Origin of the sequence: Marinifilum breve (assembly GCF_003202155.1) — a bacterium.
GTDB classification, from domain to species: domain Bacteria; phylum Bacteroidota; class Bacteroidia; order Bacteroidales; family Marinifilaceae; genus Marinifilum; species Marinifilum breve.
In genome coordinates, this window is the sequence record NZ_QFLI01000003.1 from 121,866 (window position 1) to 143,779 (window position 21,914).

The window sequence follows — 21,914 nt, forward strand, 5'->3', positions numbered from 1 at the left end:
TTGAAATATGTAACAATTGGACGGTATGAGGTGGATTCTACTGATTGGACTTATCTTTTATTGGAATTGTGGCTTTGCTCAGAAAATTCTTGAACAAAGAACTTTAAGTACAAGCCTTATATATCATCATGGATTGAGTGTTCCTAAAACTCCAGAACTAAACTACCTCATTCAAGACAAGCTATCTGCCAAAGAATTAAGGATTGGAATCCATCCTAATCCAAATAAAAGCTGGATCAATCAATACTCAGTAAGTGAGATTGGTATAGCCTATTATCAAGGTTCTCTGGGAAGTGATGAAGTACTTGGAGAAATAAATTCAATCTACCCATACATTACTTTTCGCTTGAGCAACTGGAAAAACCTAAACCTATTTACAAGCATAGGTACAGGAATTGGCATAGTTTCTAAACCATTTCATCCAGTAGAAAACTATGCAAATAAATTAATTGGATCAAAATACAATGCTCATGTAAATTTAAATTTTCAACTAGAATATGAACTAGATCCCTTTAGTCTAATTGGAGGCATCTATTTTAGTCATATTTCAAATGGATCAACCAAACATCCTAATAGTGGTTTCAACTACATCACAAGCAACATAGGAGTTTCAATAGATTGGGGAAAAAGAAAAAAAATCAGAAAGGTTGATATTTTATATCCCAAATTAGACAATGAATTCTTCTTTATTTCAAACCATGCTTTTAAGGAAAAAAGTGCTAACGATCCTCACACTTATTATGTGAGCAATCTATCCACAGGATACTTATGGGGTATTAACTCAAAGCATCGTTTAGGGTTTGGGATTGATTTATTCTATGATGAATCTATTAATCGAGGGGACTGGAACCTTTCTCCTGAAACTGATTTCGAAAATAGGATTTACCAGGGAATATTTATAGGACATGATTTTGTATTTAGCCGTCTTTCATTTTCAGCTCAAGTAGGAGTTTATACATATTACCAATCTAAACCAGCCTCCTCTTCTCTTTATAATCGACTTGCTTTCAGATATAAAATCAACAAACACCTGCTAATTAATCTTGGATTGAAAGCATATTTAGACCAATCGGATTATATAGAATTTGGTATTGGATATTATTTTAATAAAACTAAAAAGTCATGAAAATCATCCATTACTTACTCATTTTATTCTACTTACTTAATTCATCCTGTTCATTCATTAATCCTCTGGAAGACAGCGGAACAGAAACCGATGTGCTATTCGAAACCAAAACATTTAATACAATAGTACTTGAGGGCATTTTCTCAATTACCATCATTCAGGATGATAGTCACTCTATCTATTTTAAAGGAGGAGAAAATATCCTTGATAAATTTTCATTTACTGATCAGGAAAATACGCTGACTATAAAGCATGATTATAGCAATTGGCTACACAACTTAGAAATTCCAAAACTAGAAATTCATTGCTCCGAACTTAAGGAGATCAAGTTTCAAACTTCTTGCAATCTTCAAACTGAGGGAACTCTTTCAGGTGATAAAATGGCAATATTCCTGACAGAAGAAGCTGACATTGTAGAAATGAATCTAAACTTAAAATTCGATACTTTTAGCTTTGACAGTAGAGGATCAAGTTCTGGTAAACATACATTTAAAGGCATATGCAATAACGCTAATTTTACACTAAATAGTAGTAACAATATATTCGCTAATGAATTGGAAACTGATAAAATGAGAATTGGTCACAACGGACTTGGTAATGCCCATATTTGGGTAAACGACAGCCTAAATGTAACATTCTACAATTCAGGCAATGTTTACTATAAAGGAAATCCATACATTACCGTTAACAGAGTTCAAGTCAATAATCAAAAAGCTTCTGGCCAAGTTTTACCACAGTAATATTATTGAGACTTTAAATCCTCAACAATCATCTTGGCAAATCGAGCAGAAGCTCCTGCTCCACCCAACTTTTCGTTTAATAGTTGATAGTTCTCAAGCATTTCCGAACGGTAGTTTCCTTCTTCTAAAATATTTTTCAACTCTTGTTTAATACTTTGCTTGTTACAGTAATGTTGAATCAATTCTTTCACAATCAATTGATCCATCACCAAATTAACCAAGGAAATGTATTTTACTTTTAGCAATCGCTTGCCAATTGCAAAAAGAATTTTGCCACCACCAGTAATATAGCAAACCACCTGAGGAATTCTTAAAAGAGCAGTTTCCAAAGTAGCAGTTCCCGAAGTTACCAATGCCGCTTTCGACTGCTGCAATAAATCGTAGGTTTGTCCGTAAACAAATTTCACATCTCTATCGCCCACTACTTGTGAATAAAATTCCTTTGTAATTGAAGGAGCTGCAGCAACTACAAACTGATGATCTGGAAAATCACCAACAACATCTAACATTACAGGAAGTATTCTTTCTATTTCCTGCTTTCTGCTTCCAGCCAATAAGGCTACAATTGGTTTATTTGACAGATTGTTTTTAGCCGTGAAGTCTTCAAATGATTCATCTTTGTTTGGACGATTTTCAATGGCATCCAACAAAGGATTTCCACCAAAACTCACCTCATAATTGTGCTTTTTGTAGAATTCTGTTTCAAAAGGAAAAATAGTGAACATGCGATCAACATAAGCTTTAATCTTCTTTACTCTCCCCTCTTTCCAGGCCCAAATTTTTGGTGATATGTAATAATGAACACGAATTCCATTTTCCTTTGCAAACTTTGCCATTCGTAAATTAAATCCAGGATAATCCACAAGAATTAAAACATCAGGCTTGTATTCCAAAAGATCCTTCTCGCACAAAGAAAAATTCGCTCGAATCTTTCCCAAATTCTTTAGCACAGTTAAGAATCCCATAAAAGCTGTTTCTCGATAATGCTTTACCAATTCACCGCCTTGTGCTTGCATAAGGTCGCCACCCCAGAATCGAAATTCGGCTGCCGAATCCTCATTTTTTATTTCTTTCATCAAGTTCGAAGCATGTAGATCTCCTGATGCTTCTCCTGCTATAATATAATATCTCATGGAATTCTGAATTATGATCCCGACAGTTATCGGGAATGAGTTGAGAATTAAATTCTCACAATTCAATACTTACTTGTTGATTTGGGTTCAATCACCAAATCTTATTTTTCTTACGTATCAGTTATTAAAATCCAAAACGAAAAACCATTATGGCAAAAGAATACAATATTGTAGCCAACAGTACACCTCTAGCCGCTTTCAACAAATCGGTTTTAATAAACAGAAAGAAAAAAACAATATTTCCAAAGTATACTCCTAAAGCCATTACCTTAGTATACACCCTGTAAATTAGTAAACTGTCAATAAATTCCTTAATGGTCAATTCATCCTGAAAACGCACCACATAAGCCAACAAAATTGATAACACAGGTACAAGCAAACCAATAACAAGTCCTAAAATAGTAGAATTAATCTTCGACTTCATAATCCCAAGTTTTTAGGTCTTCCACCAATTGGTGAGCTGTCATATCTATTTTTGTAGGAACAACTGATGCATAGCCATTATTAATTGCCCATTCATCTGTTTCTTCAGCATTCGGTTCTGCATTCTTAAAGTAACCTGTCAACCAATAATAATCGCCTCCAAAAGGATCTTGTCTGTGATCAAACTCCTCTTTCCAACGTCCATCTGCCTGGCGACAAACACGAATACCGTTTATATCTCCTTTAGGGAAATTCACATTCAAACAAACGCTTCTTTCCAATCCTTTTTCAATTAAATTGGCAAAAATCTTTCGCCCATATTTAATACTTTGCGAAAAATCAGCATCTGCGCTAAAATCGTTAAGTGAGTATCCAATAGAAGGAATTCCATTCAAACAACCTTCAATAGTTGCTCCCATGGTTCCCGAGTAAAGCACACTAACCGATGTATTTGCACCATGATTAATACCTGATACCAGAAAATCAGGAGTTCGAGGTAAAATCTTGTTCAAAGCCAATTTTACACAATCAACCGGAGTTCCTTTACAAGAATAAATGTGCAGATTTTCCTCGTCGCGAACCTTTTTTATTCGGATAGGCACTTCTACCGTTATAGAATTTGATTTTCCGGAATTAGAACGGTTTGGAGCAACGACATAAATGTCGCCAAATCCTTTAACCATTGCCACCAAAGCTTTAATTCCTTTGGCATTTAATCCATCATCGTTAGTAACAAGTATTATTGGTTTATCGCTCATATTTCAATTTTGATAATTGTACAAATATATCCGAATTTGGGTCAATAAGCAATTCCAATCATACAGATTTAAAGTAAACAAAAACTTAAACACTTTATCCTTAGATGTTCTTTGGTACTTGAGCCTAAAATTTCTACTTTTGTAAGCTTGTAAACAGTAGACAAACTGCATCTGTTTACAAGTATAATTTGATAATTATCTGATAAAATATACATACAAATGAAGGTATCGTACAAATGGCTGAAAGATTATATTGACATTGATCTTTCTCCTGCAGAAATGGATGAGATTCTAACTCAAATTGGATTGGAAGTTGGCGGAATTGAAAAATTCCAATCAATTAAAGGAGGCTTAGAAGGATTGGTAATTGGTGAAGTAAAGACTTGCGAACCTCATACCAACTCAGATCATTTGAGCATTACAAGCGTTGATGTTAACGGCGACGAACTTTTACCTATTGTTTGCGGTGCACCTAATGTGGCTGCAGGACAAAAAGTAGTGGTTGCCACAGTTGGAACAGTTTTGTACGATGGCGATGATAGCTTTACCATTAAGAAATCAAAGATTAGAGGTGAGCTTTCGATGGGTATGATTTGTGCTGAGGACGAAATCGGCCTTGGTAAAGGTCACGATGGAATTATGGTTCTTCCTGAAGATGCAAAAGTAGGAACTCCTGCTGCTGAATACTTCAACATTGAGGATGACTTGACCATTGAAATTGACTTGACTCCTAACCGTATTGACGGTGCATCACACATTGGTGTTGCTCGCGATATGGCTGCATACCTAAAACAGCAAAAAGAGATTGATTACAAAGTTCCTTCAGTTGAAGATTTCAAAGTTGACAACAACAACTTCCCTATCGATGTGAAGGTAGAAAATAACGAAGCTTGCCACCGTTACTCAGGAGTTTGTATCAGCGGCGTTAAAGTTGCTGAATCACCAGAGTGGTTGCAAAATCGTTTGAAAGCAATTGGCTTAAGTCCAATCAACAATGTAGTGGATATTACCAACTACGTATTGTTTGAAACTGGTCAGCCATTGCACGCATTCGATTATGCAAAAACAAATGGTAAAGTAGTTGTAAAAACACTTGCTGACGGAACCTTATTCAAAACATTGGATGAAGTTGAGAGAGAATTGAACGAGAAAGATTTGATGATCTGCAACGAAAATGAACCAATGTGTATTGCTGGTGTATTCGGAGGAATTGAATCAGGCGTAAGCGAAACTACTACTGATATTTTCTTGGAAAGTGCATACTTCGATTCAGTATTTGTTCGTAAAACTGCACGTCGTCATGGTTTGAACACCGATGCTTCTTTCCGTTTCGAGCGTGGAACTGATCCTAACAACACAATCTATGCAATGAAACGTGCTGCTCTTTTAATCAAAGAGATTGCAGGTGGCGAAATTGCATCTGAGGTTATCGATATTTATCCAAATCCTGTTGAAGATTTCAAAGTAGAAGTAAGCGTTGAGCGTATCGAAAACTTGATCGGAAAACAGATTGGAAAAGAAACCATCAAAAACATTCTTGAAGCTTTAGAAATTAAAGTTGAGAAAGAAGATGGTGACACATTGAACCTTTTGGTTCCTCCATATAGAGTAGATGTGAAGCGTGAAGCTGATATCGTTGAGGAAGTATTGCGTATTTATGGCTTCAACAATATTGAAGTAGCTTCAAAAGTAAATGCTTCATTAAGCTATGCACCAAAAATTGACGAGCACAAGCTAAGAAATACCATTGCTGATATGTTGACAGCTGCTGGTTTCAACGAAATCATGAATAACTCGTTGACCAAAGCTTCATACTATGAAGGATTGGAAAGCTTTAAACAAGAAAACACGGTTCGCATCTTTAATCCATTAAGTTCTGACTTGAACGCAATGCGTCAAGGATTGTTATTTGGTGGTTTGGAATGTGTAGCTTACAATATCAACCGTAGAAATTCTGATTTGAAATTCTACGAGTTCGGTAAATCATACCAGCACATTGTGAATCCTGAAAACGAAAACCCGGTTGACAACTACTTTGAAAAAGAACGCTTGGGTGTTTTCATGTGTGGTAACAAAACTGCAACTAGCTGGAACTTGAAAGAAGAGCCAACAAGCTTCTTCCACATGAAAGCTTACGTTGAAAATATCTTAAGACGTCTTGGTTTCAATATCGAGAAATTAAGAATCAAAGAAACCGAAAACGATCAGTTTACCGAAGGATTAAGCTACGGTATTAAGAAAAAAGTTTTGGTTGAAATGGGTATGGTTAGTGGAAAAATCTTGAAGGCAATGGACATTGACACTCAGGTTTACTACGCTGATTTCGATTGGGCTTTATTGATTCAGGAAGCTATGAAAAATAAGGTTTCATATACCGAATTGCCTAAGTACCCAGCTGTAAAGCGTGACCTTGCATTGTTAATCAACAAATCGGTAAGCTTTGCTGAAATCAAAACAATTGCTTTCAACTGCGAGAAGAAGTTATTGAAATCCGTTTCATTGTTCGACGTTTACGAAGGTGAAAAACTTGGTGCAGATAAAAAATCATACGCAGTTAGTTTCATTCTTCAGGATACTGAAAAGACATTGAACGACAAGCAGATTGACAAGATCATGCAGAAGTTAATCAAGAGCTACGAAAAACAAATTGGCGCTGAGTTGCGTTAATCGTTATCAAATAAAACTGAGAAGCCGATTCCTTTGGGAGTCGGCTTTTTTTATGTGTAAATACTCCTTAAATTCCAAGTTTACATAGCTCTCTCAGATTTGTAATCTGAGGTTTGTCGAATATGAAATTTGCAATTTCTCATTTGTAGTGGATTAAAAATCCTTTCACAAAACCTGTAAATTTCAAATTTACAGGAGCAGGAGAATTTGAGCTTTGTCCTTGGGGATTGACTTTCCTTTTCCTAATTTTGGTAACTTCATACTGAAATACATAAAACATGAACCTTCTACTAATCTCTGTAGCACCAATAGCTATTATTCTATTCTACATTTACTATCGCGATAAATACGAGAAAGAACCTCTTTCTTTATTGGGCAAAGGCCTTCTGGCAGGTATGATTATCACCATAACCGTAATATTTGCCGAGCAAGCTGTATCCTCTTTTCTACCTCATATTTTTACAGGTAAAATAGGACATGCGTTTGGGAATGCCTTTTTAGTGGCAGCCCTGTGCGAAGAGGCCTTTAAACTATTGGCGGTTTACATTTTGGTATGGAAGAATCCAAACTTTAACGAACGATTCGATGGTATTGTATATGCCGTTTTTGTATCGCTGGGCTTTGCCTTGGTAGAAAACATCATGTATGTATTTTCGAACGGAATGAGCACCGGAATCGCAAGAGCATTCACCGCAGTTCCTGCACACGCCATGTTTGGCATTATGATGGGTTATTATCTCGGTTTGGCCAAGTTTTCGAAAGGCAGTAGACTACCACTTTTTGTAATGGCATTCTTTGTCCCATTCCTGGTACATGGTATCTACGACTTTATTCTAATGGTACAAATCAACTGGGTACTAATCCTTTTCTTCCCATTCCTAATTTACTTGATGTACAAAACCAATGGGAAAATGACCGAATTGAATAACAAATCGATATTTCGATACAGATAATTGAAGATCAACCTAAGCTTGTATTACGCATACAAGCTTTTTTTTGCAAATCTATTTAAAGGAAATTAGTTCTCAAGCTCAACATGCTCTACACTTACCGCATTGCTTGTAGGTAAAATATCAAAGCCCAATTTACTACTACATACCGAAACGAAGGATGCTCCCAGAAATAGAATTTGAGAAGTGTAATACACCCAAAGCATTAAAATGGCAATGGCACTAGCCGAACCAAAAGTTGTTGAAATATGACTATGATTGATATACATTCCGATTCCTACTTTCCCAAAAGTAAATAGCAAGGAAGTAAACAATCCACCAAGAACTATTGCTTTCCAGTGTATTTTTGCATCGCCCAAAAATTTAAACATTACAGCAAAAACAAGGCTAAACACCAATACAGATACAAAGTGTTCGTACAGGTACAATAACTGGTAGGCTTTCTGCATACCATTGGCATGATTAAGCAAAAAGCCATTCAGACTCACACTAATTAAAATGAGAAAGAACAGTCCGATTAATATTAAAAAAGATGCAAAGTGCATGCTGATATAATTCAGGATACTGCTCTTTGGTTTCGATTTGATATTCCAGATGTCGTTAAATGCACCATGTACCTGAGTAAACATACCCGATGCACTTAATGCCAAGGTAAGAAAACCAATACATGTGGTTAAAATATTATTGTGATTTACATGCTGATTCTTAATTAAATTCTGGATTTGAGTAGCAGCATCATGACCCAATACATCGTTCATCTGGGCATAAATTTCCCCAGAAACAGCCTGCTTCCCAAAGAACAATCCCAATACCGAAATCAAGATTACGATCATTGGCAATATTGAAAATACCGCATAGTACGATAAGGCTGCTCCCTTTTGGAATGTATTACTATTAAAGAAATGGTCAAAAAGCTCTTTTACAAATCTCATCATAAACAAATTGAGTTTAAATTATCATCCTGCAATGCAATCAGCGCACAAATTAAACTCTTTTTTACAAGGATTTAAATTTATTCTCGGCTTTCGCAGATCTTTTAATTCGAAACACTGTTATTCCATATATGATTAAAAACGGACATGCTGTAAGAAAGAAAACATGATCTCCCCTATTCTTAAACTCTGATAAAACCACATGGGTATGATAAAATATAGGAACACATAAAACAATACCTCCCAGCAAAAACACGTGCCAATCATATTTCTTAATTGGTTTGAATGCACTATATAAAAAGGAAATCAAAATCAATAAAAACAAAGCTGAGAAAAGAACCGAATGAATATCCATCAAACCAAAAATGATATAATACCCAAAAGTACCTCCAAGATGAGTGCCTGTCCATGTAATAAATACATAAGCAAGCACAGTTAAAACTTTTAAAATCTTTACGTCCATATATTCTTTTAAAATCTAAATCATTTTTAGGAACTCTATTTCTCCAATATTTCGAATCGCTTTCTTATGTCTTTAATCGTTCGTAAAAACTCCCTTCTACTTCTCCCCCTCAAACATGTGTCTGATTTCAATCTTCGCAACTCCCTCCGAGCTGATAAAATCATTCAATTCCTTGATTCTGTGCGATTGCTTAATTTTATTCTTAAACACCTCAGAAACCTCTTCATCGTTCAACATTTCATTCAGCTTGTCTAAGTTTCTTTGCCATCTTTTTATCACCGCATCGCTTACTTTACTGTTTTCCGATGTTTCGTAGCTTGGCATTTCTTTTACCCTAACATTAGCATTGGCAGCAAGCAATTCCTCCAGTATGTATTTGTGATGTAACCCAATGCTTACCAAAACAGTTTTGGCCTGATTCTCCTCAATAGATTGCTTCAGGTTTTCAACAATCTTATTGTTTCTGCTTATCCAGTACCCATCGCTCTCCTCGCCCAACAGTTCAATCTTGGTATCGTGCTGTTCTTTTATGGCTTGCTGAAATTCCTTATTGTTCTGAATAAAATCAAAGTAGTTTTCCCAATTGTTTTGAGTCAAATAACCAATTGCCAATTGGTCAACCTTCCCTCTTGTAGCCTGAATTCTTTTTTTCGCTTCTGCTGATAAAGCTTTTGTTTCGGGTTCCTCCTTTAAGTTGTATCTCCAATCTACAGGGCAAAGTTTAATGCCATGCTGCTTGGCGAATTCTATAATTACCGAATTCTCTGGCGGAAAATACCCTTCATAATCACTCCCCAAAGCTTCGGGCGTCATTTCAATACAAATTAAATTAGGCTTTATGGTTTCAATTACATTCTCAACATCTTTTAATGTGTAGGCAAAATCGGAAACCAGGTGGTTCGAATGAGTAGTTCCTAGCACATATACCTTGCTTACCTCTTTCTCTGTCTGAGCATAAATCAAGTTTGCAATCGCAAGAAATGCGATCAATAAAAAAGTGTGTTTCTTCATATGGTTTGGGTTAGTTTTGTTTGTAGTTTGGGTTAGTTTTAAAATAAGTAGTTCAAATATCTTTTATTTAAAAGGATTTTTATCTGTAGCAAAAGGACTTTCGAAGGTGGTCCATTTAGTTGTCTCCAACATTTCTCCATCGGTGTTCATTGGTGTGAATCTAACTTTATATTTCCCCGTTTCATTAAACGTAAAAGCTCCTGCACACATTCCATGTCCAACATATAATTTATCTTTCCATTCTGTGATAAAATAAACCGTCTTTTCTTTAGTCGAAAGGTCAACAAACTCGGTTCTATACCAAATCTCTGATTCACCTTTGTTCGCTATATTAAAAATAGCATTTGCCGATGGGCCACAACCATATTGAATAACATCCGCTTTCTCAAAAGTAATTCTCAAGTTAGGGTTCAATGATTTCACCGACTTTTTATTTGTTGTTTTCCAACGTACTACTTCAAAATCATTAATCTCCGAATTCCATTCTTGCATTTCTTGAGTCTCCGATTCTGTTTGATTGGCATACTTTAAAGTATAACTTGTATTCGGCTTCAATTCTTTTGATGGAAGGAAGCTGGCTTGTGTCAATTCCATTTTCCCCTTTAAAATTTCCTGGAGATTCAACTCTATCAGCTCTCCTTCTGAACTCTCCAAAAATATTTTTCTATTCTCGAAGCTTGCAATGGTAATCTGGCTTAACGAGTATCCTTGAATAATAAACATGGAGTTGAGACTTATCTCTCGCTCTTTGGGTAAAAACTCCATTCCACTCAAAGCACAATCAGCAAACAAGGCCTTAATGCTAAAAGTCAATAGTAAAAGAATAGTTAATTTCTTCATCAAGTTGGTTATTTATCCCTTTCATTTAAGTTTATTAATTGCGATGGTTTTGCTCGATAACTTAACTTGAGCTACAATCTTGCATTATCTTATTTTCTTTATCTTAAAATAAAATTAATTGGTAATTTAAAATAACAACTTACAGGTTTACCTTCTAAGCAGATTTTACCAAAATTCAGTTTCCTATTTATAACCTCAACTGCTGATTGTTCTAAACCATAACCAATATCCGTTATGGGTTTTATATTCTTAATCTCTCCGCTCTTGTCAACAATAAAGCTTATCATTACTTTTCCTTGGACACCTCTTTTTCTGGCACCTTTTGGATATTTAACTTTTGATGATACTTTTCTATGATATGAAATAACTAAATTAATAAATCCATCGTCAAAGTTCGCACTATTAAAAATTGTATCACTCTGGTTAATCCAGTACTCTTTAAGAATCGATTTGTTCTGAATATCCAAATACCTTGTCATTGACATCTCCGAATCAAAATATTCATAAATAAAGTCACCTTTATTCATTATATCTTGACCACTAAAGTCATTCAGAACAATTAATTCTTTCTTTTCTCCAACCTCCATAGTTATGCTTCTTATCAAGCCATTGGAATAGTATACCGTATCACGGTTTTGACAATAAATCAAGTTTGCAATCGCAAGAAATGCGATCAGTAAAGAAGTGTGTTTCTTCATATGGTTTGGGTTAGTTTAGTTTGTAGTTTGGGTAAGCTTTAAAAATAATAATTAATACGATTCCAATTTCCTGTTAATTTAAGCCTTCAACCAGTTCTCTCTACACAAACATTCTCTTTTCCTTTCATTACAAGCTTAAATTGATATTCTCTTTAGCCAATTGTATTGCCTTTTCCAATACCTCATCACGCCCTTCTCTTAATCCTTCTATGGTTGGTTTTACTTCAACATCCACTTTAACTCCTACCCTTTGCGTTTCTTCACCTTTCGGATAGAGAACTCCATTACCAGTTATGGCCGTCTTGTAACCTCCCATATAATTAAATTTGACAACATCCCCATCTGCTCCGGCTGTTTGACTCCCAACCGTTATAACATTATCGGCTGTTTGAAATGCCATAGCTGTAAATTCTGATCTACTTACGCTTTTCTCATTCACCAAAAGAATTACCTTTCCTTTGTAAGATTTTTTATTTTTAGAGCCAGTTCTTAAGTAAGAGTATTTAAACCTTCCCGGATAAGTAATCTCAGGACTATAATATTTTGAAAAGATTCTATTCTCAGAATTAATCTGTTTTGAAACCGATCTGTAAATAAAATTCGGATAATTCCTCAAATCAATAATAATGGCTTTTTTAGCTTTGAATAATTTGAACACCTTAGCAACATCATTCTCTTCAATAAAATCCATATTCAAATAACCAATGTCAGAGTGGATCTCTCTTGATTTTATTACTTTTCTATTTTTGTAATACTTAAACTTCTTAAAATTATATCTGCTTGCATTAACATCATACACCTTCCCGGCCCTTTCAATAGTTAGTGTTACAGAATCCGATTCTCCTCTTAAAATAGCATTACATGCATTGATTCGTTTCTGATTCTTATTCGAACCCGAAACATAATTCATTTTTTCATTTATTATATTTTCGATATCAATCTGATTGACTTTCAGTACTACATCACCAATTTTTAAATTATTTTGATTTGCTAAAGAATCATTAAAATATTCTGAAATCACAATTCTATTATTGATGCTAGTTACTTTAACAGGAAGGTATAAGGGCCATTTATCGCTAAAGTTAACCCAAGCATGCCCATCATCTAACTTTACTATTAATTCTCTGATCGTATTCTGATAATCTTTCACATTCGATACATTTCGAAATTTAGGAATCATCTCAGCGAGCACAGAATTCCAATTCTGATCGGTAAGATATTTATATGGGTAAAAATATTCTATAATATTCCAATACTTAACCAAACCCAATAACCGGTAATCTTCGCTAGGAAATTCAATATTCTCATAAATTGGTTCATTTGTAACTTTTATTTTCCCATTTAATTCCGAAGTCACATAATAGTTTTTCCCTTTAAATCTATTTTTCTCTATATACTTAAGTTTTTCTATCAGTTTTTCATTGAATATCGAATCATTGTGTAACCAAGATAAATCAAAGTTTTTATCAAAATATTCTTCACCTTTATCTCCTTTTTTGCATTCGCGAACCGCTCCCAAACTATCAATCCAACTACAATAAATCTCTGATAATACATCTTTGTTCTTCGCATTTATCACTCTAGGTAGTTGTTTAATGAATTCTTTATCCCAATCAAAATTCCCTTTCCCCACCTCTGGATGATAATATTTCAGGAATCCGTATATTTTTCCTAGTGAAACTATCTTTTCTGTTTCTGAAATTTTCTGTTGCGCTATTGTAAAACTATTATTCAAAACAACAATAACGAGTAATAAAAAGAATCTTCTCATGTATATTGATTGTGGTATTTGTTAGCGAAGTATATCAATGAATCTCATAATACTTATCGGAATATATGATAGAATCATCCAATTTTCGCCACTGAAAGTACAAAACAATAATCCCCTAACAAAGTAAAGCAGTAAATATTTTACACTGCATTATAGATTAACGAAATAAGAGATAATGTTGTCTTGAATATTACGAAGCACCACTTGAAAGACTTTGAGTTCATCGTAAAATACCTTAAGATGGCCTTCAAGCACTTTGAGTTCTTAATGAAACACTCTGATATGAGCTTGAAGTATTCTACGATCATCTTGAAACACTTTGTAATTACCTTGAAACACTTTGAGATGAACTTGAAACATTCTGAGATCATCCTAAAACACTTTTAGATGAGCTTGAAGCATTCTGAGTTCTTCTTGAAACACTTTGTAATCACCTTGAAACACTTTGAGGTGACCTTAAAGGACTTTGATATTGCCTTTAAAGACTTTATACCTCAATCAAGCCTAATTAACTTTAAATAACACCACACCAAAATACCTCTTTTTAAAACACACCTACATTAGGAAATAAATCACTCAATAGGATATTTCAAAAAACACTAAAGATCTAATTATAATGCTTATAATACAACATCCAAACAATACAAAAACCACAACCACACACCTCTTATTTCAAGACATATAAACAAAGAACATACTAAACTTTAAACATCTATTAAATACCATCTAAAATATTTATGATTATTTTTCAATAATTTTTACGGTTAATTAAAAAATTATTTTTAATTTCGAATCACCCACTTAACTAACCAATCATAAACTATTAAGATTTACTCAAAATGAATAAAAACATTACAGCAAGGCACAATGCTTTTCAACAAGTGCAATTAACCCTTAACAACAACCAGGCAAAGTTTGCACACATTCCCGCAATGGGAAAAATGTTCTCCAGTCTAACCAACCTAATTGGCAACACCAATGAATTAATTACGAAAGCTGGAAGTATACCAAGTAAACCTTCAGGCAATAAAAATTTAGCTCGCACCGAACTACTTGCTGTGGCTTTAAAAGTCAGCAACATTCTTAAAGTATATTCCTTCGTTATTAAAAACGAAAACCTTAACAACTTTGTAAACAATGTAAGTAATTCATACTTGCAACAAATGCGTAATCAGGAAGTTTTAGACTACTCTAAAAACCTTAAAGATCATATTTCTCCTATTGTAACAGAGCTTGCAGATTTTGGTTTAACCGAAGAATTGACTGCAGAGCTTAGTACTGAAATTACAGATTACGAAAAGGTATTGACTGAACCTCGCCAACTGATTAGCGAACGCAAAACCACCAACGAATTGATCGAAGACAATATCGATCAAATTCAGAGCTTAATCAGCAACCAAATCGATCCAATGATGGAACTCTTCATTGATGACAAAGAGTTCTACCTGTCTTACAAATCGGCAAGAATGATTGTTGATCCAGCAACTCGCAAAAAGGCAGAAGAAACCGAAACCACAGAACAAACTGAATAAGACTAAACAATTTTTCTCATATCATTTTAGTTAGAACACCTGCACTTTCGAAAGACAGTGTGGGTGTTTTTTACGAATTTAAACCTTAAAGCATTGAACACCCAACAAAAAATCTTTGTAAGCCTATCAATATTGGGATTAGTTTTCAGCAGTATGCTTAGATTTACCTTTAACATGACACCCAATTTTGAATATGTGAACATCTGGTTAAAAGCCTTACCTCTCCCCTTGTTCGATTATGCAGGTAGCTCAAACGAAACTCACCTTACATCAACGATTACAGGCTACATCTTTTACTTTTTTACAGGTGCAATATTGCTTAAATATACCAAAAGGGACAGGCTACTTTTTCCACTAACTTGTGGATTCATGCTACTTACAACCTGTGCGATTTGTATTGAGTGTTCTGCTATAATTCAGGACATAAATTCAAACTACCAAGGACAACACATGCGTATCGGACCATTTTTGTTCCTAATCATTTACATGATAATAAAAAAATACCCAGAACGCTTAAAGCATAGAAAATATTCATTATAACCCTAATAGGTTAAATAAAAGAACACCTGCACAATATAACAATTGTGATATTTTTTTAGTACATAATTGATGTAACAAATATTGGTATGAGTTCGTCCCATACAAATACCAAACAAATCACACATGAAACAAATTAAAATTACCCTTACCGTGCTGATATGTCTTTTTATAAGTATAAACATAAGTGCACAGACAAAAGCAAACACACAAAAGAAGCTGAGCAAAAAAGAGATGATGAGTGAATTGAAAACAATTTACGAACAGAGCATGTATCACAACTATGTAATCAGAAAAATTGGCAAGCAAGCCTTCAAAACCAAGGCGAACTATTCCAATTTTATCGAATATGCCAAAATTGCTACAAAATCGCGAAGAACCAAACTGCTCATAAAAATTGCCAAGAAAACATCTCGCTTAAAAAGAGAAACCCTCTTACCTGTAGAAGCTGCAAAACTTGTTGACGACAACTATGTATCGACCAAGGAAGTGAAACGCGCCATACGAAAATCGCATCGTGCCAAAACCGACAAACAAAAAAAGAGGTTTACCGAATACATTGCCTCACTTGGCAAATGGTAACACATTACAACAAGGGCTGAATCAAAAAGATTCAGCCCTTGTTGTTACTTTAAATTAAAGTCAAGAAGACAAAGATGCGCTTCTATCCTTTCTAAACCCTGCAAGCAAGTACAATGTTATCCCTAAAAGAAAGGCTGCCAGATGGGCTATTGTAGTAATAAGCGGAAAGATCAGACCAAAATAAACATCTGCAAGCATAACCGCAGTTATTGAAGCTACGATCATCCATTTTGTTTTCATCAATAAAGACAATCTATGTCTGAATGCCACAAGCACTAACATTCCTGCAAGAACATTCCAAACAATCGAAATACCTTGAGCCCCCAATACAAACCAGAACAAGGATTGAATTACAAATGCAATTGCAAGAACTATGGTCCAGCCTTTCGCAATTGTTCTCATATTAGGAAGAAAAAAAGGCATTATAGCAACAGCCAACAAGGCATAATTGATAACAGAAATCTTAACATCTCCACCATAAGTGAGTCCGCTAAAAAGGGTAGTAATGATATCATCCATACAATTGGGTTTATAGTTTTGATTTATATCTCGGGTTAAAACTTTAGCTAGAACTAATGTAATCAAAATACATAACAACAATCTATTATTGTTTGTTTATCGACTATCACTCTATAAAAACTCCTAATAAAACAGAAGCGACATAAACCTATCAATCAACTCTATAAGCAGGTAAATCCAATACTTAAAACATTCCCAGAAATCAATAAACACCTTTCATGTTGAATTAAAAAATTCACATTTCATTTGGAGAATTAAAAAATAGTCCTCACCTTCGTTTCGTAATTTTACGAAATACGAAACACATGGAAGAAGTAAAAGAATTTTATTCCGTTGAAGAGAAAAAACTAGCCAGGTATGCTAAGGCCTTATCGCATCCTGTGCGTGTTTACATCTGCGATATTTTATCGAAACAAGCATGTTGCTACAGCGGCGATTTAGCCGAAGAGGTGCCTATTGCACGATCAACCTTGTCGCAGCATTTGAAAGAATTAAAAAACTCAGGTTTGGTACAGGGAGAAATCAATCCTCCTAAAATCAAGTACTGTTTAAATAAGGAGAACTGGGCGGAGGCTCAGGAGTTATTCAAAGAATTTTTCAAGTAATTTTTATTAGAAACTCCCAAATACTGCATTACTCTCGTTTTTGAATCTGTCATTTACCAACTGTAAACTCCATAAATTCAAAAACATCAAAAGCCTTGTCTTTGGAAGTTTCCAAATAAAAATCAGAAATAAAAACTATTAACACAATAAAAAAATTTAAGATGGACATTAAAGTATTAGGACCAGGATGTAAAAAGTGTGGTACACTAGCTGAAGCTGCAAAAAAAGCTGTTGAAGAATTGGCAATTGATGCTAATGTTGAAAAAATCGACGATATGGTTAAGATCCTATCGTATGGTGTAATGTCAACTCCTGCATTGGTAATTAACGAAAAAGTAGTTGTAAGCGGTAAAGTTCCTTCGGTATCAGAAATCAAAGAATTGATCGAGAAAGCTTAAAACAATTAGGCTGTTGGCATTCAGCTGACAGCTTTTAACCCAATACAATAACTAAAACACAAACAAAATGAAAAAAACGATAACACTAGGTATTTTAGCATTAGGATTAAGCTTTGGCGCTTGCCAATCGAACACTAAAAAAGAAACTGCAAAAGCAGAAACAGAAACTGCTTGCAAAGGCGAATGTACAAAGTGTGAAAAATCGGCTGAGCACAAAGTGACATCGAACAATGCTGAAGCTGGGGTATATTACTTCCATGGCGATAGAAAATGTAAAACTTGTAAGGCTGTTGGAGCAAAAGCAAAAGAAGTGGCTGCAAGCTTAAATGCCAATTTCTTCGATATCAATTTCGATCAGGAAGAAAACAAAGAGTTGGCTAAAACTTTCCAGGCAAGTAGCTCAGGTTTGTATATTAAAAGTGCTAAGTCTGGAGAAATTCAGGACCTAACAACATTTGCTTTCCGCAATGCTATTAACGATACTCCTGCATATATCGAAAAACTAGAAACTGTAATCAAAGCTGAACTTCAATAAACAGAATGGAATACTTAGATCAATTATTATCTCAAAGTAGCTTTCCAATCCTTACTGCATTTTTATTGGGTATCATGACAGCGATTAGCCCTTGCCCATTGGCAACCAACATCACTGCCACAGCATACATTAGTAAAGATTTAAGCGATAAAAAGAAAATCTTCTTAAACGGATTGGTTTATACACTTGGTAGGGCAATTAGTTACACAGCTCTTGGAGTGATTCTATTTTTTGGAGCAAGCAAATTTAATATTTCCAGTTTCTTCAACACCTATGGAGAAAGGTTATTAGGACCTCTTTTGTTGATCATTGGTGTTTTCATGCTGGATTTAATTTCCATTAAATTTCCAGGTGTAGGATCATTAACCGACAAACTTAATAGTGAAAAAATAAAAGGCAAATACTGGGGAGCCTTGCTAATGGGTATGATTTTCGCATTGGCATTCTGCCCATACAGTGGAGTCTTGTATTTCGGAATGTTAATTCCACTTACAGTTTCACAGGCCGATGGTTTAATACTTCCAATTGTTTTTGCCTTTGCAACCGGGTTACCGGTAATCATTATTGCTTATTTATTGGCTTTTACGCTTTCAGGAGTAGGCAACTTTTATAACAAAATTAAAAATTTCGAATTCTGGTTTAGAAAAGTAGCAGCAATAGTATTTATTATCGCTGGCTTGTATTTCACCTACATTTTCTTTATCCAATAAGTCGATATCAGATTATTAGATTAACATGATCAAATCAATTCAAATTACAAACAGAAATCAGATAATATTGGTTCTATTATCATTGCCAATTTGGTATTTTCTATATGTGAACCTTCAGAATATTGTTGATTTTCTTACCTATACGGTTTTCGGAATGAACAAAGAGGCACACTTAACTGAAGCTGTTAACTTTTTCATATTCGAAACACCTAAAGTATTCATGCTGTTGGTTTTGGTTATTTTTGGTGTAGGAATTATACGTAGTTATTTCTCACCCGAAAAAACAAAAAACTTTCTTGCCGGAAAATCAACATTTTTTGGCAACGTTATGGCTGCTTTACTTGGTGTATTAACTCCGTTTTGTTCTTGTTCTGCCATTCCTTTATTCTTAGGTTTTGTTGAGGCCGGAGTACCTTTGGGTGTAACTTTCAGTTTCCTGATTGCTGCCCCATTGGTAAACGAAATTGCTTTGGGTATGTTGGCAGAAGCTTTCGGATGGCAAACTGCACTTCTTTATACATTTACAGGTTTATCAATTGCCATTCTTGCAGGTTGGTTAATAGGTGCTTTAAAACTTGAAAAGTATGTACACGAATGGGTTTACGAAGTTAAAACAGGACAAACTGAAATTGACACAACCAATCTATCTTTTTCGGAACGTATTCAATCAGGATTAAATTCGGTAAAAGAAATTGTTGGTAGAATTTGGATATACATTGTTGCGGGAGTTGCAATTGGTGCGGGAGCTCACGGTTATGTACCCGAAGATTTCATGGCAAATCTAATGGGAAAATCATCATGGTATTCAGTGCCATTGTCCATTTTCATTGGTGTTCCAATGTATTCTAATGCTGCAGGGATTATTCCAATCGTAGAAGTATTGGTTGCAAAAGGAGCTGCTTTAGGAACCACTTTAGCTTTTATGATGTCTGTAATCGGATTATCATTACCTGAGGTAATCATCCTAAAGAAAGTACTTAAAATGCCTTTGATATTGACATTTGTTAGTATTGTTGCTGTTGGTATCCTAATAGTTGGATTTATTTTTAACTTTATCTATTAAAGTTTCAAGATACAAGCTTCTAGTCACAAGCTATCTTGATACTTGATACTTGATACTTGATACTTGATAAATAAAAATAAATGCATACAAATGCTTCAAATATAAAAATTACTAACCCTACCGTACTATTCGATGGGGTTTGTAATTTTTGTAACACCACGGTTCGTTTTGTGCTTGCATACAATCGGGCAGAAAACATTCACTTCTCCCCGCTTCAGTCTGATTTTGCCAAACAATTGCTTGCTCAATACAATCTATCTTCCGATGATATGGATACCGTAGTTTTCGTCCAAGACAACAAAGCCTATACAAAGAGTTCAGCTGCTTTTCAAATTGCCAGGCATTTGATCTACCCTTGGAAGGCACTCTATTATTTCAAATACATCCCAAAAAACATTACCGATTGGATTTACGATCTGATTGCCAAAAACCGATATTCCTGGTTTGGCAAAAAGAACCAATGTATGGTTCCAAAACCTGAATGGAGAGAAAGGTTTCATGAATAAGTTATTTTGGGGATACATTTACAAACTAAAAACACCCCTCTGCCTATCGGCATCTCCCCTAGAATGGGAGAATCCCCCAAATTAAACTATGAATACATTATTTAAAGCATGAATTTACATAGAGTAATCTGTGAAAATCATAAATTTCATAATCATCTGCATCTATAAAAATAGAAAGCCGGAATCCTTACGAACTCCGGCTTGTAGTATCTTTTTTGACTTAAATTAGTCTCCAAATGCAATACCTACACCTTTTGCAGTAGCAACAAGGTTCGATTTTGGATCAACCAAGTTTTGCTGACCAATAGCCTCTGGAAGAGGAACACCAACAACTTCTGGGTGACGGTAAGCAACCATCTGACCAAATTTACCTTCCAATACCATTTCGAATGCCTTAACACCGAATTGAGTTGCCAAAACACGGTCGTAAGCTACTGGAATACCACCACGTTGTAGGTGACCAAGAACAGTAGTACGAATATCAGCTTCAACACCTGCAGCTTTTAATTCTGCTGCCAAACGATCAGCAGCACCACTCAACTTCAAGTTAGGGTTTCCAACCTCAGTACTTTCTTCAGCTAAAGCTTCACCACCTTTTGGCATAGCACCTTCAGCAACTACGATAATACCAAATCCTTTACCTTTCAAGAAACGAGTATCCAATTTCTCTTTTACCTTCTTGATATCGTAAGGAATTTCAGGAATCAAACAAGCTTCTGCACCACCTGCAATAGCAGCACTTAAAGCAATCCATCCCGCATCACGACCCATAGCTTCCAAAATGAAAACACGGTTGTGAGAAGCTGCAGTAGTTTTCAACTTATCAACAGCTTCGGTACAAATTTGTACAGCAGTTTGGTAACCGAAAGTAAAATCAGTAGCAGAAAGGTCATTATCGATAGTTTTTGGTACACCAATAATGTTTAATCCTTTTTCATAAAGAGCTTGTGAAATTTTCTGAGAACCGTCACCACCAATACTAATAACAGCATCGATTCCCAAGTATTGTAATTTGCGGATCATTTCATCAGAACGGTCAGCTGATCCCCAAGAACCATCTTTGTTTTTCACTGGCCAAGCAAAAGGACCACCTTTTGTAGTTGTTCCGATAATTGTACCCCCTTGGTAGTGGATACCTTTAACCGCAGCATCATCTAATATCTTAATTTCAGTCGGTTCCTTCAAAATTCCGTCGAACGACTGAATACTTCCTACAACTTCCCAATCTTTTTCTTGAGCTGCACGTTTCACAACGGCGCGAATCACAGCATTCAAACCAGGGCAATCACCACCTCCGGTTGCAACTAATACTCTTTTCATAATTGTCAATTTAATATTTCAATCAATTTGCTTGGCTAGCGCGGCTAAAATAAAAATATTTTTCCAAACCGAAACAAACAATTTCACTGTCAGCG

General features: G+C 35.1%; 24 protein-coding genes. 13 read left to right on the top strand and 11 right to left on the bottom strand.

Annotation, left to right across the window (positions count from 1 at the left end):
- The first annotated feature begins 25 nt into the window (after positions 1-25).
- Entirely contained in the window at positions 26-1,126 is a 1,101-nt protein-coding gene (locus DF185_RS08100; RefSeq protein ID WP_110360250.1) for an acyloxyacyl hydrolase, read from the top strand.
- Complete coding sequence (locus DF185_RS08105) at positions 1,123-1,866, top strand: GIN domain-containing protein (protein ID WP_110360251.1); 744 nt, start codon at positions 1,123-1,125, stop codon at positions 1,864-1,866. The genes DF185_RS08100 and DF185_RS08105 overlap by 4 nt, the downstream gene beginning before the upstream one ends.
- A 2-nt stretch (positions 1,867-1,868) precedes the next feature.
- Here DF185_RS08105 and lpxB read toward each other — a convergent pair whose 3' ends face one another.
- From lpxB to surE, 3 genes are all read right to left on the bottom strand, one after another.
- Positions 1,869-2,999, bottom strand: coding sequence for a lipid-A-disaccharide synthase (gene lpxB / locus DF185_RS08110; protein WP_110360252.1), 1,131 nt, complete (start codon positions 2,997-2,999; stop codon positions 1,869-1,871).
- A 124-nt stretch (positions 3,000-3,123) separates the two neighbouring features.
- On the bottom strand, positions 3,124-3,423 hold the full coding sequence (locus DF185_RS08115; protein ID WP_110360253.1) for a hypothetical protein: 300 nt from the start codon (positions 3,421-3,423) through the stop codon (positions 3,124-3,126).
- On the bottom strand, positions 3,407-4,180 hold the full coding sequence (gene surE, locus DF185_RS08120; RefSeq protein WP_110360254.1) for a 5'/3'-nucleotidase SurE: 774 nt from the start codon (positions 4,178-4,180) through the stop codon (positions 3,407-3,409). Before surE ends, DF185_RS08115 begins: the two co-directional genes overlap by 17 nt.
- A 219-nt stretch (positions 4,181-4,399) precedes the next feature.
- Between surE and pheT the strand changes: the two genes are divergently transcribed.
- Positions 4,400-6,847 carry a phenylalanine--tRNA ligase subunit beta gene (gene pheT / locus DF185_RS08125; RefSeq protein ID WP_110360255.1) on the top strand — a complete coding sequence of 816 codons (2,448 nt, stop codon included), beginning with the start codon at positions 4,400-4,402 and terminating at the stop codon, positions 6,845-6,847.
- A 278-nt stretch (positions 6,848-7,125) separates the two neighbouring features.
- Positions 7,126-7,800, top strand: a complete 675-nt coding sequence (locus DF185_RS08130; protein WP_110360256.1) for a PrsW family glutamic-type intramembrane protease — start codon at positions 7,126-7,128, stop codon at positions 7,798-7,800.
- A gap of 65 nt (positions 7,801-7,865) precedes the next feature.
- Here the strand turns inward: DF185_RS08130 and DF185_RS08135 are convergent, their stop codons facing one another.
- The 6 genes from DF185_RS08135 to DF185_RS08160 all read right to left on the bottom strand — a co-directional run bounded on the left by DF185_RS08135 (position 7,866) and on the right by DF185_RS08160 (position 13,512).
- Positions 7,866-8,732 (bottom strand): YihY/virulence factor BrkB family protein, encoded by an 867-nt coding sequence (locus tag DF185_RS08135; RefSeq protein WP_110360257.1) that lies wholly within the window; start codon positions 8,730-8,732, stop codon positions 7,866-7,868.
- A 61-nt stretch (positions 8,733-8,793) separates the two neighbouring features.
- A complete protein-coding gene (locus tag DF185_RS08140) occupies positions 8,794-9,192 on the bottom strand; it encodes a hypothetical protein (RefSeq protein WP_110360258.1) in 399 nt (132 codons plus the stop codon).
- Positions 9,193-9,288: 96 nt separating this feature from the next.
- Complete coding sequence (locus DF185_RS08145) at positions 9,289-10,203, bottom strand: DUF5694 domain-containing protein (protein WP_110360259.1); 915 nt, start codon at positions 10,201-10,203, stop codon at positions 9,289-9,291.
- A 63-nt stretch (positions 10,204-10,266) separates the two neighbouring features.
- Complete coding sequence (locus DF185_RS08150; protein ID WP_110360260.1) at positions 10,267-11,043, bottom strand: hypothetical protein; 777 nt, start codon at positions 11,041-11,043, stop codon at positions 10,267-10,269.
- Between the two features lie 98 nt (positions 11,044-11,141).
- Positions 11,142-11,741, bottom strand: coding sequence for an energy transducer TonB (locus tag DF185_RS08155; RefSeq protein WP_110360261.1), 600 nt, complete (start codon positions 11,739-11,741; stop codon positions 11,142-11,144).
- Between the two features lie 127 nt (positions 11,742-11,868).
- Complete coding sequence (locus DF185_RS08160; RefSeq protein ID WP_110360262.1) at positions 11,869-13,512, bottom strand: S41 family peptidase; 1,644 nt, start codon at positions 13,510-13,512, stop codon at positions 11,869-11,871.
- An 839-nt stretch (positions 13,513-14,351) separates the two neighbouring features.
- Between DF185_RS08160 and DF185_RS08165 the strand changes: the two genes are divergently transcribed.
- The 3 genes from DF185_RS08165 (at position 14,352) to DF185_RS08175 (ending at position 16,163) form a co-directional block, all read left to right on the top strand.
- Positions 14,352-15,044, top strand: coding sequence for a hypothetical protein (locus DF185_RS08165; protein ID WP_110360263.1), 693 nt, complete (start codon positions 14,352-14,354; stop codon positions 15,042-15,044).
- Between the two features lie 174 nt (positions 15,045-15,218).
- Positions 15,219-15,584 carry a hypothetical protein gene (locus DF185_RS08170; protein ID WP_133249999.1) on the top strand — a complete coding sequence of 122 codons (366 nt, stop codon included), beginning with the start codon at positions 15,219-15,221 and terminating at the stop codon, positions 15,582-15,584.
- Between the two features lie 123 nt (positions 15,585-15,707).
- Positions 15,708-16,163, top strand: coding sequence for a hypothetical protein (locus DF185_RS08175; protein ID WP_133250000.1), 456 nt, complete (start codon positions 15,708-15,710; stop codon positions 16,161-16,163).
- Positions 16,164-16,223: 60 nt separating this feature from the next.
- Here DF185_RS08175 and DF185_RS08180 read toward each other — a convergent pair whose 3' ends face one another.
- Complete coding sequence (locus DF185_RS08180; RefSeq protein ID WP_110360266.1) at positions 16,224-16,682, bottom strand: hypothetical protein; 459 nt, start codon at positions 16,680-16,682, stop codon at positions 16,224-16,226.
- Between the two features lie 305 nt (positions 16,683-16,987).
- Here DF185_RS08180 and DF185_RS08185 point away from each other — a divergent pair, with 305 nt between their 5' ends.
- The 6 genes from DF185_RS08185 to DF185_RS08210 all read left to right on the top strand — a co-directional run bounded on the left by DF185_RS08185 (position 16,988) and on the right by DF185_RS08210 (position 20,499).
- Positions 16,988-17,287, top strand: coding sequence for an ArsR/SmtB family transcription factor (locus tag DF185_RS08185; protein WP_110360267.1), 300 nt, complete (start codon positions 16,988-16,990; stop codon positions 17,285-17,287).
- A 161-nt stretch (positions 17,288-17,448) separates the two neighbouring features.
- Positions 17,449-17,685 carry a thioredoxin family protein gene (locus tag DF185_RS08190; protein WP_110360268.1) on the top strand — a complete coding sequence of 79 codons (237 nt, stop codon included), beginning with the start codon at positions 17,449-17,451 and terminating at the stop codon, positions 17,683-17,685.
- 67 nt (positions 17,686-17,752) lie between these two features.
- On the top strand, positions 17,753-18,220 hold the full coding sequence (locus tag DF185_RS08195) for a nitrophenyl compound nitroreductase subunit ArsF family protein (protein ID WP_110360269.1): 468 nt from the start codon (positions 17,753-17,755) through the stop codon (positions 18,218-18,220).
- Between the two features lie 5 nt (positions 18,221-18,225).
- Positions 18,226-18,930 carry an aromatic aminobenezylarsenical efflux permease ArsG family transporter gene (locus tag DF185_RS08200; RefSeq protein WP_110360270.1) on the top strand — a complete coding sequence of 235 codons (705 nt, stop codon included), beginning with the start codon at positions 18,226-18,228 and terminating at the stop codon, positions 18,928-18,930.
- 25 nt (positions 18,931-18,955) lie between these two features.
- Positions 18,956-19,993, top strand: a complete 1,038-nt coding sequence (locus DF185_RS08205) for a permease (RefSeq protein ID WP_110360271.1) — start codon at positions 18,956-18,958, stop codon at positions 19,991-19,993.
- 80 nt (positions 19,994-20,073) lie between these two features.
- A complete protein-coding gene (locus DF185_RS08210; protein ID WP_110360272.1) occupies positions 20,074-20,499 on the top strand; it encodes a thiol-disulfide oxidoreductase DCC family protein in 426 nt (141 codons plus the stop codon).
- A gap of 225 nt (positions 20,500-20,724) precedes the next feature.
- Here DF185_RS08210 and DF185_RS08215 read toward each other — a convergent pair whose 3' ends face one another.
- The gene (locus DF185_RS08215) at positions 20,725-21,819 is read right to left on the bottom strand and encodes a 6-phosphofructokinase (RefSeq protein ID WP_110360273.1); all 1,095 of its coding nucleotides are present in this window, start codon (positions 21,817-21,819) and stop codon (positions 20,725-20,727) included.
- Positions 21,820-21,914: the final 95 nt, after the last annotated feature.

Coding starts and splice junctions, on each gene's coding strand:
- DF185_RS08100 (WP_110360250.1), top strand. CDS start 26: ATGAGGTGGATTCTACTGATTGGACTTATCTTTTATTGGAATTGTGGC.
- DF185_RS08105 (WP_110360251.1), top strand. CDS start 1,123: ATGAAAATCATCCATTACTTACTCATTTTATTCTACTTACTTAATTCA.
- lpxB (WP_110360252.1), bottom strand. CDS start 2,999: ATGAGATATTATATTATAGCAGGAGAAGCATCAGGAGATCTACATGCT.
- DF185_RS08115 (WP_110360253.1), bottom strand. CDS start 3,423: ATGAAGTCGAAGATTAATTCTACTATTTTAGGACTTGTTATTGGTTTG.
- surE (WP_110360254.1), bottom strand. CDS start 4,180: ATGAGCGATAAACCAATAATACTTGTTACTAACGATGATGGATTAAAT.
- pheT (WP_110360255.1), top strand. CDS start 4,400: ATGAAGGTATCGTACAAATGGCTGAAAGATTATATTGACATTGATCTT.
- DF185_RS08130 (WP_110360256.1), top strand. CDS start 7,126: ATGAACCTTCTACTAATCTCTGTAGCACCAATAGCTATTATTCTATTC.
- DF185_RS08135 (WP_110360257.1), bottom strand. CDS start 8,732: ATGATGAGATTTGTAAAAGAGCTTTTTGACCATTTCTTTAATAGTAAT.
- DF185_RS08140 (WP_110360258.1), bottom strand. CDS start 9,192: ATGGACGTAAAGATTTTAAAAGTTTTAACTGTGCTTGCTTATGTATTT.
- DF185_RS08145 (WP_110360259.1), bottom strand. CDS start 10,203: ATGAAGAAACACACTTTTTTATTGATCGCATTTCTTGCGATTGCAAAC.
- DF185_RS08150 (WP_110360260.1), bottom strand. CDS start 11,043: ATGAAGAAATTAACTATTCTTTTACTATTGACTTTTAGCATTAAGGCC.
- DF185_RS08155 (WP_110360261.1), bottom strand. CDS start 11,741: ATGAAGAAACACACTTCTTTACTGATCGCATTTCTTGCGATTGCAAAC.
- DF185_RS08160 (WP_110360262.1), bottom strand. CDS start 13,512: ATGAGAAGATTCTTTTTATTACTCGTTATTGTTGTTTTGAATAATAGT.
- DF185_RS08165 (WP_110360263.1), top strand. CDS start 14,352: ATGAATAAAAACATTACAGCAAGGCACAATGCTTTTCAACAAGTGCAA.
- DF185_RS08170 (WP_133249999.1), top strand. CDS start 15,219: ATGACACCCAATTTTGAATATGTGAACATCTGGTTAAAAGCCTTACCT.
- DF185_RS08175 (WP_133250000.1), top strand. CDS start 15,708: ATGAAACAAATTAAAATTACCCTTACCGTGCTGATATGTCTTTTTATA.
- DF185_RS08180 (WP_110360266.1), bottom strand. CDS start 16,682: ATGGATGATATCATTACTACCCTTTTTAGCGGACTCACTTATGGTGGA.
- DF185_RS08185 (WP_110360267.1), top strand. CDS start 16,988: ATGGAAGAAGTAAAAGAATTTTATTCCGTTGAAGAGAAAAAACTAGCC.
- DF185_RS08190 (WP_110360268.1), top strand. CDS start 17,449: ATGGACATTAAAGTATTAGGACCAGGATGTAAAAAGTGTGGTACACTA.
- DF185_RS08195 (WP_110360269.1), top strand. CDS start 17,753: ATGAAAAAAACGATAACACTAGGTATTTTAGCATTAGGATTAAGCTTT.
- DF185_RS08200 (WP_110360270.1), top strand. CDS start 18,226: ATGGAATACTTAGATCAATTATTATCTCAAAGTAGCTTTCCAATCCTT.
- DF185_RS08205 (WP_110360271.1), top strand. CDS start 18,956: ATGATCAAATCAATTCAAATTACAAACAGAAATCAGATAATATTGGTT.
- DF185_RS08210 (WP_110360272.1), top strand. CDS start 20,074: ATGCATACAAATGCTTCAAATATAAAAATTACTAACCCTACCGTACTA.
- DF185_RS08215 (WP_110360273.1), bottom strand. CDS start 21,819: ATGAAAAGAGTATTAGTTGCAACCGGAGGTGGTGATTGCCCTGGTTTG.